Here is a 9,888-nt window from a genome sequence, read left to right as displayed (position 1 = left end):
GCCGAGGAGCCCTCGCACCGCTTGACGAAAGACATAGAGGCACCCCCCCCGCTGGTGAAGTTCGACCTGGACCCCACCGATGCCCTATTCGGCGACTGCCACGATTTCATCGACCCCGACGCCCCCGCCGTCGAGGAACCGCGCGCCCCGATGGGCGCCCAGAACTTCCGGACCTCCCGCCTCGCCTCCGCACAGCCGCCCGCCCCCGCCGAGAAGCTGGCCGAGGACATGGACCTGGAGGCGTTCCTGAACGACTTCTCCGACCCAGTCAAGTAGCCCTCCCCGGGGCGGCCGACCGGCCGCCCCCTCCGTCTACCCAGACGCCAGACCGAGTGATCACACTCGCCGGTGGACCTGATGCCGTTCCGCCCCCGGGCACCGCGCGCGGGTGAGAACCTTCCCGCGCACCCGCAACGAGGAGAGAGCGCCCACCGTGCCGAAGGACGGCGAGGCAGACGTGCAGGCGTGGCCAGACGCCGGCCTCGGTCCAGTCCCGCAGTCGGCGCCAGGCCGTCACGCCGGAACAGCCCACAGTCTCCGCCGGGACGTCCCGCCAGGCGACACCGGTGCGCAGCACGAACAGGACGCCGGCGAGTGCTGTTCGGTCAGGAACACGCAACCGCCCGGGATGCCGGTGGCGTCGTTCGGGAGAGGGTGGCAGCAACGGGGCCACCCGATCCCACAGGTCGTCCGGAACAAGATCAGCACGCACCCGGACACCTTGCCGACCGAGATCGTCGAGTACAAGACCCGCGGCATCTCATCGCGACTTGCACGCAGAGTCTGGCGTCAGTTCGCCAGATCGAGCGCTCAGCCTGAGGTGCCCTCCAGCGGAAGGTGGTCTCGGAAGTACTCCGACTCCAACCACTCCTCCTTCACGAAGAGCGGACGGGTCAGGCGCGCTGCCCCGACCTGCTGCGAGCGCAGAAGAACCCCGAGATCAGTCAGGGAAAGCGAGTCATCAGGCGTGTAGAGCAGACAGTTCCCATGCTCCGCAGCGTGGTCCAGCAGGAACTGCTGGCCCTGCTCCGGATCGCTTCCCGCCAGCGGGAAGCCAGACAGGAAGACCTGCGGACCGGTGACCGCATCCAGCGCAACACAGGCGAGCTTGCCCGCGTCGTAGAACGCTTTCACCCCATTCGGGAAGTCCTCCTGCGCATACGGACCGCCAGCCCGTTCCTGCGGTCCAGGGACCGCAAGCGCCTGGGCGACCTCGGCTGGAGACATCCCGAACTGCAACGGACCCACACCGGCTCCCGACCGCAGCTCCCAGCACTCCCGCTCCGCATCCACGCCCATCCATCCACTCCTACGTTCCGACCGGTCCGGACCAAGCCGCACGCACAAGGCCATGGGCCAAGGTGCCAACTCAGCTGTACAAGTGCCAACAGGATTGCTGCTATCGGCCGGAGTCATTCTGAAACGATCAGTAAAAGAGGTCCCACTGACCTCTTAGGCATCAGCGGGGAGCACGCTGTCGTGTGGTTCTGCCGCGATGATGAGGATGCCGTGTTCTCCGCCGACCGGCAGTGACGCCCGCCGGATCAGGGCCTCCCACCCTTCCGGCCAGATGGTGGCGGCGTCCCAGCGAATGCCTTCCAGCAGGACACCGTCCATGTTGGCATGGCGCAGGTCGGCACCGACAAAGTCACTGCTGATCTTCTCCACCTCGGCGACTGCACGCGACAGGGCAACGGCCAGATTCTTTACTTGTTCCAGGTCGTCCGCGAGGTCCTGGGCCACTGCCTCGGCTCCGGAAAGATACCCGGCGGCATCGTCGATCGTGGGGAGCAGAGGAGTGAGTTCTTCGTCGAGCAGTTGACGGGCGCGTTCCACGTCGTAGAAGAGCTGCTCGGCCTGGCGAGCGAGGAAGATCTCGACCGTGGCGAGGTAGTCGGTACCAGTCAACGCCGCTGGACGGCGCCGCGGTTGAGGCAACCGCAGAACTTCCGCGAGCCGTGCGTCCAGCTGTTCCACCACCTCGCGTGCGTAACCGGTGCGGTCCTGTGCCGCGTCCAGCACCTCGCTCAGCTCGCCGAGCAGACGCAGCGTGGCCTGCACCGCCCCCACCAGATCCCGTGGCCAGTACGCGCGAGCGATGCGCAGAGCATCACGGCGGTACTTCAGCCGCACTGTCGCCGGACGGCCGGCCAACATGTGGTCCGCCTCGAGCGGTTCGACCCTGTGGTCACGGCCCTGGCGACTCTCACGGGCCAGACGCGCGGTGACCGCTTTCCCAGCCGTGCGGTGGGCCGAGGCCAGCAGCCGGTCCAGGGCCAGGTCGGGGTCGCGAAGCTCCGGTACGCCGCCCTGTGCCATGAGCCGGTCATGTACGGCGATACCGAGCTGCGCATGGACGCACGCCAGCAGCACGTCGAGCCCGTCCGGATTCCCGTCCGCCACGTGCACGGACTGGTTGTCATTCATCGTTCCCCCTCGACTCTTCACCGGCATGGTCGGCCTCCAGACCGAGCCCCGCCTTCAAAGCAGCCCGGGCCCTGGTGAGGTTCTGGCGGACCGCCGCCTGTGTGGTACTCATCGCACGGGCGCTCTCCTGAGTGGTGAAACCGTCCAAGTGCCACGCCATGGCCGCCCGTTGTTTGGCCGGAAGCTGCAGCAGCAGCGTGATGACGCGCCGTTCCTCCTCACCGACCTCCGCCGCATGCGCGGGCGTCTGCCAGCGCATCACGCCACGCGGCTCGGGCAGCTCCGCGCAGGCATCCTCGGGCTTGACCTGCTGGCGCACCCATGCCCGAAACGCCACCGTGCGCAGCCACGCCTTCGGATAGGCGATGGACAAGCCAGGTGTGCACATCTGGGTGAAGGCGTCCTGAGCGGCGTCCTGCGCTTCCGCCCACGACGCGCCGTGCAGCAGCAGGAATCGAACAAGAGCCGGGTACTCAGCATGGTGCAGTTCCTCGGCCAGCTCACGGCCCGGAAGCGCAACCGAGGCAGTCTCCAGCGGTTCGGCCACACTCAGTTCACCGCTGCCGGCATCCTCCATCGCAGGCACCCCCGCCCTGGAGAGGTGAAAACGCAATCCACACAAGCCGACCCCTCGAGGACTCCTGTACAGCGCCCCAGGGTGCAGCGCAGCGGACCCGTTCGGTCAGCCCTTCATCGGCGATCCGCGCCAACTCCACCTGTTTGCCCAGCCATCGGTGGGCGATTTTCACCACGCCGCTCACCACGCTGACGAAGGCGGTCGCTACCGCCCCGACCAACACCGGATCCACTGCAGGTCCCCTTCCCATCTTCACGACCGCACGCTTCGTGCGGTCCCACGACCCCCAACAGTGCGCGGCACTCAAGGAGTTGTGACATCGCCCTGCTCAGCGGCCCGCCCGAGGGCCCGCGCACAGCGCCGACACGGCCTGGCAGCGCATGGAGGATGCTGCAGCCCGGCACCCGGGACGCTGGGCTGCCTTCGGCGCAGTGGTGGATCATCCCTGAAACCGGGGCCGGACGATCCGGGCGTTCGCAGCGCTGGGCGTGCTGGCGGGGTCGGCCCAGGTTGAAGTTTCCCCGTGATCTTGGACACTCGATGGTTATGCCGCGAGGGCGTGTTGATGCCGCTGCCTGCTCTCGGCTGGGGTGAGGTAACCGAAGATCTTGTGTTTGCGCAGGCGGCGGCGGTTGTAGAAGGTCTCGATGAAGGCGAAGACCTCGGTGCGGGCGGTGGCCCGGTCGGGCCAGATCCGGGTGCCGATCTCCTCCTTGAGCAGGGCCCAGAAACTCTCCGCGGCGGCGTTGTCGAAACATGATCCGGTGCGTCCGCAGCTCTGGCGCAGCCCCAACTCCCGTACGACGAGGTACCGGAATTGAGTCGAGGTGTACTCGCTGCCCCGATCGCTGTGGATCACGCAGCCCGGCTCCAGGTTCCCCCGGCCGTGGGCCATGTCCAGGGCATCCACGACGAGTTCGGCGCGGTGGTGATCGGCCATGGCATAGCCGACGACCTCGCGGGTGGCCAGGTCCAGCCAGCAGGCGAGGTAGAGCCAGCCCTCGGCCGTCGGCAGGTAGGTGATGTCGCCGACCAGCTTGCTCCCGGGACGCTCGGCGTGAAAATCGCGGCCGATCAGGTCCGGGGCCGGCTTCGCCTTCTTGCTCCGGCCGGGTCAGCGAGCGGTGCTTCCGCCGGGTGACGCCCCGGATGTCGCGCTCGCGCATCACGCGGGCGACGCGCTTTCGGTTCACCTGTCGTCCCAGACGCCGCAGTTCGGCATGGATGCGCGGAACACCGTAGGTCTTCCGGGAGGCGAGGTGCAGCACGGTTATCTCGTGCGCGAGCGAGTCGTCGGCGGCCTGGCGGGCGCGGCGGGCGGCCTCACTCTCGCGCCAGGCGTAGTAGGAGGAGCGGGCCACGTGCAGAACCCGGCACAGCACAACGATCGGATAGTTCGCCTTCTCCGCGTGAATGAACCGGTACAACTCGCTCACCGGTCGTTCTCCTTCACGAAGAAGGCGGTCGCTCTTTTCAGGATCTCGATCGTCTGCTGCTGTTCACGGTTCTCCTTGCGCAGCCGCTTGAGCTCCTCGCGCTCGGCACCGGTCAACTCGCCGGACTCGCCCTCGCCCCGGTCCGCCTTGGCCTTGCGGTACCAGCCGCGCAGGGACTCGGAGCTGATGCCGAGTTCCCGGGCCACGGCGGTGACCGTCTTGCCCGAGGAGTCGACGAGCGCGATCGCGTCCCGCTTGAACTCCTCGGTGTACCGCTTCGTGTACTTGCTTCCCACCTGGTGCTACTTCCTCTGGAACCTCAGATCCCAGTCTCCAGGTGTCCACGATCAAGGGGAAGCTTCAGTTCCACACCCACCGCCAAGACGTACAGCTACGACTTGACCGGCAACACCACCAGCCGACCCGGCGCCCAGGCGGCCCAGACACTGACCTGGAACAGCGAAGGAAAACCCGCCCGGACCACAGAACCCGCCGCGGGAACGAAACCCGCCACCGACACCCGCTACCTCTACGACGCCGACGGAGAACTCCTCATACTGAGCCTGTTCCACTTTGACGGACACCATTGGTGTGGTGGTCAGGCTGCGAGTGCGGTCTCGTATTCGGCGGGACTGCGGTAGCCGAGGCTGCTGTGCAACCGATGCAAGTTGTACCAGCCCTCGATGAAATCGAAGATGGCGGTGTGGGCAGCGGCCCGGTTGGGCCAGGCGGAGGTGCCGAGCAACTCACGCTTGATGGTGGCGAAGAACAACTCGGCGAGCGCGTTGTCTCATCAGCGTCGATCCCGTCCTCGACGCCAACAACAGCCTGTCTATGAACGGCTACAGCTACTCCAACAACAGCCCCGTCAGCTACTCCGACGAGACTGGTCTGTTCTGCGATGGCTGTAGCGCTGACAACCCGGACACTGTATGGACATCGGACAACGGACCCGGCTGCACACACAGCAACTGCTACGACAACGACGGAAACGTGCTGTACAGCATCGACCACAGCGGATCGAACAGTGGCGGCGGAGGCGGAGGCGGAGGCAGCGGTGGGGAAGGCCGACCAGAAATTATCCCTGGCGTAGAGGTTCCTTCCGAGGAAACACTCCGCAACCTTGGGTGGGATCCTTGGAAGAACAAGACGTATACCCAACTCCTCGTGATGTGGGCTGACGACAAATGTCACAGCAACCCATCCGGTGACCTCTGCGGGGCTCTGCACGATCTGGGATGGATTAGCCCGACCCAGGACTTCCTTGAATTGATCGGCGTACGCGACGCCATCCGCTGCGCCCAGGGAAGCGTCAGCGCCTGCGTATGGACAGCGGCGGGTTTCATCCCAGTAGGTAGGCTCGCCAAAGCCGCAAAACTCATCAAAAAGGGTGACAACGCGGCAGCCGAAGCACTGTCCTGCCCGGCGAGGCGAATGAGTTTCCCCCCAGGAACTAAGGTCCTCCTCGCGGATGGAACGACCACGAAGATTGAAAATCTGCGAGTCGGCGATGAAGTTTTGACAACCGATCCGCAGACCGGCAAAACATCACCGCAGAAGGTGACAGCGAAACTCCTAAGCGAGGGCTTCAAAAATCTTGTAAGAATCACAGTCTCAGACCAATGGGCCAAGCAGCAGACAGTCACCGCTACGGACAACCACCCATTCTGGGTGAGCGACCTGCGCCTCTGGACCAAGGCCGGAGACCTGAAGCCCGGGCAGTGGCTCCGTACCTCGGCCGGCACTTTGGTCCAGATCACGGCGATCCAAAACTGGACTCAGACAGCTCGAGTACACAACCTGAGTGTCACCGGCCCCCACACGTACTATGTGCTGGCGGGACAGACTCCGGTCCTCGTTCACAATTCGAGTGGAATCTGCGGAACCGCGGCGCTGGAGAACGGGGACTGGCAGCATATTCTGGACCGTCACCGGCCCGGTGGTGCGCTGGTCGACGACGAGGCGGGTATCTTCATCGGCAAGGAGAAGAAGGTCCGTCAGAGGATTGCTGACACCATCAATCGCGGCACTCCCAAGCCGAACACGCCAGACCCTGTTACTGGCGCACCGCGGCCCGGCCAGATTCACGAATGGGACTTCGGTGACACCATCGGCAGGGCTGGTCCGGCAAACGGGGGCGGAGACTTGACTAGCATCCGCGTGATCGTGAATGACGGAAAAGTCGTGACCGCCTTCCCGTTCTAGGTGAGAGAGTTCCTGCAAGGAGAAACCATGATTCATCTTTCCTTCTCTCTCCCAGAGCCGGGTTCACCCTGGCGGAGGACCTGGGAGGGGGCCAAGCGGGGCGATCCTGCCGGTCTTGCAGAGATTGACCTTCGCTACAAGTACTTCGGCGTCAATGTCGAGATGCTCGTAGATAACGTGGAGGTCATCTCAAAGCGAAGATTTGTGACGCTCGTGGATCTTGCCCTTTCGCTTTCCCATGCGGAGAGGCGTATCTCATCAGGAGAAGATGCGGCGTTCGGTTTCACAGAGAGCGAAGAGGTTATCCATCTGCGTCGCGATGGCGATCTAATTACCTTGACCTCATCGAAACGGCCCTGGCGGGTTACTGTCGAGCATGAAGAGCTCGCGAGTGCTTTCTCCAACTTCCTTCGAGAGGCGTATTCGCGTCTAACTTCAGAGATCCCTGGATTGGCTGTTAATCCGGTGATTCGGCAAATCCTGCCGGAATAGCTCGGACTGTTCTCGAAGCGAATGCAGAGTGATAAGCGGAGGCCCCGCCGGAGTGATTTCCGGCGGGGCCTCTGGGGCTTTTGACGGCAACGCTGACGGCAACGTCAGCGGACGACGGCTGCGGCAGGTGGGGCGTCGGGGTCGTCGTCCTGGCCGCCGAGGGCGTGGCCCAGGGCATCGATGGCGTCACGCTGGAGTCGGAGTCGCACGTGGGCGTAGACGCCGGCGGTGACGCCGATGTGGGCGTGGCCGAGCAGTTCCTTGATCACGACGAGGTCGACGCCCTGTTCCAGGAGCAGGGTTGCCGTCGAGTGCCTGAGGTCGTGGAAACGGATGGTCCGAAGTCCTGCTCTACGAAGGAGCCGACGGAAGCGGCGCGTGAGGTTGGTCGGGTCGAGGGGGTTGCCCGTGGGGGTGGTGAACACGAGGCCGGTCTCTGCCCACCCCGTTCCGGCGGCCCTTCGCTCTTCCAGCTGCCGTTCCTGATGGGTCTTGAGCGAGTTGATGCATTCGGCGGGGAGGGCGATGCGGCGTTCGGAGGCACAGGTCTTGGTGTGCAGGACGGTCAGGCCGCCGGTGCGGGTGCGCTGGAGGGAGCGGTGGACGCTGGCGGTGCCGCCGTCGAGGTCGAGGTCGAGGTCTTCCCAGTGCAGCCCGAGGAGTTCGCCCTTGCGGAGCCCGGTGCGCAGGGCGAGTTCGTACAGCGCGTGGAGCCGGTCACCGCTGGCTGTGTGCAGGAACTGCCGGGCCTCACTCGCGGTGAAGGGCTTGAAGCGCCGAGGGCGAGGTGCGCGGGTCTTGATGTTGCGGGCGACGTTGCGGGGCAGGTCGTCTTCGCGGACGTCATGTTCCAGGGCGGACTTGAGGACCGAGTGGACGTAGGTCACGGTCAGTGGGGAGAGTCGCTTGTCGCAGCACTGGTCGATGGCGCAGCACTGCCGCCGGACCGTGTCCCTTCCCTGGGTGCAGCACTGGCAGGTGGTGCGGAGTCCGTCGAGGAAGGTGCGAACGTCGCGGGCGGTGAGCCGGGCGAGCTTCTTGGCCCCGAGGCCGGGGATGAGGTGGAGGCGGATGCAGGAGGCGTAGCGGGTGTGGGTGTTCTCCCGTACCTGGTGGACGGCGACGCCGTTGAGCCAGTACGTCAGGTACGCGCTGACGGTGCTGTCGGCCGCCGCCACGGGCAGGCCAAGGTTGCTGGCGGCGATCTTCTCGGTCAGCTTGGTCAGCGCTTCCTTGCGGGTGGTGCCGTAGACGCGGACGCGGCGACGGGTGTGCCGGGGGCGAGGACGTATCCGGCGGCTTCCCAGCGGCCGTCCTTGCGCTGGTAGACAGTCCCGTCCCCATTGGCGCGGGAGCGGCTGCGGCGAGATGAGACGGGGCGCGGGGTGCTCATCAGACGGCTTCCTGTTCGAGTCGGGTGCGGATGAAGTCGGTGAGGGCGTGGGTGGGTATGCGGCGGGCGCGGCCGAGGGTGATCGAGGCGAGTTGGCCGGAGCGGAGCAGGTCGTAGATGGCGGAGCGGCCGAGCTGGAGGCGGGCCATCACCTGCGGCACGGTGAGCAGATCCGGTGGCGGTGTCGCCTCCGTGTGGAGGACGGCGATCGAGGGTGAGGCCATCAGCAGCCCTCTTCGGCCGCGAACTGCCGTTCCAGTTCCTTGCGGTGCCAGACGTCGGCCGCGAGGAGGGCCGCGCCGGGGCTGTAGCCCGAGCCGAGGTAGTCCCAGCGACCGACGACGAGCGTGGTCGTCGGGTCGGACTCGGGCAGGCCGGCGTGGGCGCAGGCCTGTTCAGTGCGCCAGGCACGGCGGGCGGCGCGCAGCGCGCCGAGGGTGGTGGAGTAGCTGCGGGACTTGGTGGAGAAGTGGCCCCGGAAGCCGAGCATGTGCGCCCACTTCCAGAGCTTGAGGTCGGCGAACTCCGGCAGCCTACCCAGCTCCCAGCAGGTGCGGATCATCTGCCGCACGTGGCGTGCCACCGCGAGGCGCGGCACCGGGCGGGCCTGCCCGGTGCCGTCGCAGGCGGTGCAGGGGAGCGGGGTGCCGTGGGGCAGGAGAGTGGCCCCGCGTCCCTGGCAGGGACGGCAGAACAGGGAACGGTCGAGGGAACCGGAGGCATCGGCGGACTTGGTGGCGTACTTCGCCACGTAGGCGGCCACCGCCTGGTCGGTGAATTCCGTGTCAGCGCCGAAGGCCGTGATCTCGCGGACATCGAGCTGTTCGCCCCAGGCGAGTTCGCGTTCCCCGACCGCATCTGACTCGACCGTGACGCGGACCCGCGCGGCGGAGGCGCGGACGGCGTCGGTGAGCACGGCGACGGTGGCGTACGGCGGCGGGGGCTGGCTGGTGCCGTCAGGGCCGTCGAGTCGGATGACGGCGTGGAAGTGGACCAGGCCGCGCTGCTGGTACTCGGCGACCTTGGCGAAGGAGACCCGCAGGACCGCGTGGGCGGCTATCTGGGTCATGCCGAGCCGGGCGGCAAGCTCGCGGCGCAGGTAGGTGGTGAAGCGGGCCCACAAGGCTCCGGCGTGGGCGTTGAACAGGACCGCGCCCGTGTAGTCGTACGTCGCCGGATTCAGCGGCGTGCCGATCAGGGCGTCGTTAAGTTCGTGGAGCTTGCGGCAGCGGCAGGGACGGATGCCGCCGCCAGGGGTGGTGAGGCGGTTGTGGACGGAGCCGAAGGACGGCGGGGTGAGGGTGACGAAGACGCGGGGGTGGGTGCGGACGGTGTCGGGGACGGTCTTGCCGCCGGAC

The 9,888-nt window shown here is 66.3% G+C and carries 10 protein-coding genes and 4 pseudogenes; 3 read left to right on the top strand and 11 right to left on the bottom strand.

The features are described 5' to 3' along the window. Positions 1-21 precede the first annotated feature (21 nt). Complete coding sequence (locus GUY61_RS29125) at positions 22-276, top strand: hypothetical protein (RefSeq protein ID WP_166633240.1); 255 nt, start codon at positions 22-24, stop codon at positions 274-276. A gap of 70 nt (positions 277-346) precedes the next feature. Here GUY61_RS29125 and GUY61_RS29120 read toward each other — a convergent pair. The 8 genes and pseudogenes from GUY61_RS29120 to GUY61_RS29085 all read right to left on the bottom strand — a co-directional run. Continuing rightward, a pseudogene (locus GUY61_RS29120) lies at positions 347-712 on the bottom strand (transposase); the annotation flags it as partial. A gap of 98 nt (positions 713-810) precedes the next feature. Beyond that, positions 811-1,299: a hypothetical protein gene (locus GUY61_RS29115; protein WP_208106601.1), complete on the bottom strand. Its 489-nt coding sequence runs from the start codon at positions 1,297-1,299 to the stop codon at positions 811-813. Between the two features lie 153 nt (positions 1,300-1,452). After that, entirely contained in the window at positions 1,453-2,454 is a 1,002-nt protein-coding gene (locus tag GUY61_RS29110; RefSeq protein WP_243766835.1) for a hypothetical protein, read from the bottom strand. Continuing rightward, on the bottom strand, positions 2,420-3,004 hold the full coding sequence (locus tag GUY61_RS29105) for an RNA polymerase sigma factor (RefSeq protein ID WP_166633239.1): 585 nt from the start codon (positions 3,002-3,004) through the stop codon (positions 2,420-2,422). The genes GUY61_RS29110 and GUY61_RS29105 overlap by 35 nt, the downstream gene beginning before the upstream one ends. A gap of 544 nt (positions 3,005-3,548) precedes the next feature. Then, positions 3,549-4,094, bottom strand: a pseudogene (locus tag GUY61_RS29100) (IS3 family transposase); the annotation flags it as partial. Positions 4,095-4,140: 46 nt separating this feature from the next. Beyond that, positions 4,141-4,365, bottom strand: a pseudogene (locus GUY61_RS41975) (IS3 family transposase); the annotation flags it as partial. A gap of 71 nt (positions 4,366-4,436) precedes the next feature. Then, on the bottom strand, positions 4,437-4,736 hold the full coding sequence (locus GUY61_RS29090) for a transposase (RefSeq protein WP_166633238.1): 300 nt from the start codon (positions 4,734-4,736) through the stop codon (positions 4,437-4,439). Between the two features lie 302 nt (positions 4,737-5,038). Next, positions 5,039-5,212, bottom strand: a complete 174-nt coding sequence (locus GUY61_RS29085) for an IS3 family transposase (RefSeq protein WP_166633237.1) — start codon at positions 5,210-5,212, stop codon at positions 5,039-5,041. 62 nt (positions 5,213-5,274) lie between these two features. Between GUY61_RS29085 and GUY61_RS29080 the strand changes: the two genes are divergently transcribed. Beyond that, a complete protein-coding gene (locus GUY61_RS29080) occupies positions 5,275-6,645 on the top strand; it encodes a polymorphic toxin-type HINT domain-containing protein (protein WP_166633236.1) in 1,371 nt (456 codons plus the stop codon). Positions 6,646-6,672: 27 nt separating this feature from the next. Beyond that, the gene (locus tag GUY61_RS29075; protein ID WP_166633235.1) at positions 6,673-7,137 is read left to right on the top strand and encodes a hypothetical protein; all 465 of its coding nucleotides are present in this window, start codon (positions 6,673-6,675) and stop codon (positions 7,135-7,137) included. Positions 7,138-7,241: 104 nt separating this feature from the next. Here the strand turns inward: GUY61_RS29075 and GUY61_RS29070 are convergent. The 3 genes and pseudogenes from GUY61_RS29070 to GUY61_RS29060 form a co-directional block, all read right to left on the bottom strand. Next, positions 7,242-8,530: pseudogene (locus tag GUY61_RS29070) on the bottom strand (tyrosine-type recombinase/integrase). After that, positions 8,530-8,754, bottom strand: a complete 225-nt coding sequence (locus GUY61_RS29065; protein WP_166633234.1) for a helix-turn-helix domain-containing protein — start codon at positions 8,752-8,754, stop codon at positions 8,530-8,532. Before GUY61_RS29065 ends, GUY61_RS29070 begins: the two are co-directional and overlap by 1 nt. Continuing rightward, the coding region (locus GUY61_RS29060) for a replication initiator (protein WP_166633233.1) at positions 8,754-9,888 on the bottom strand (1,135 nt) is incomplete at its 5' end. The genes GUY61_RS29065 and GUY61_RS29060, both read right to left, overlap by 1 nt.

Source organism: Streptomyces sp. GC420, assembly GCF_009916105.1.
Classification (GTDB): Bacteria; Actinomycetota; Actinomycetes; order Streptomycetales; family Streptomycetaceae; genus Streptomyces.
The sequence above is the reverse complement of the archived record's forward strand: the minus strand, read 5'-3'. Positions and strand labels throughout refer to the sequence as shown.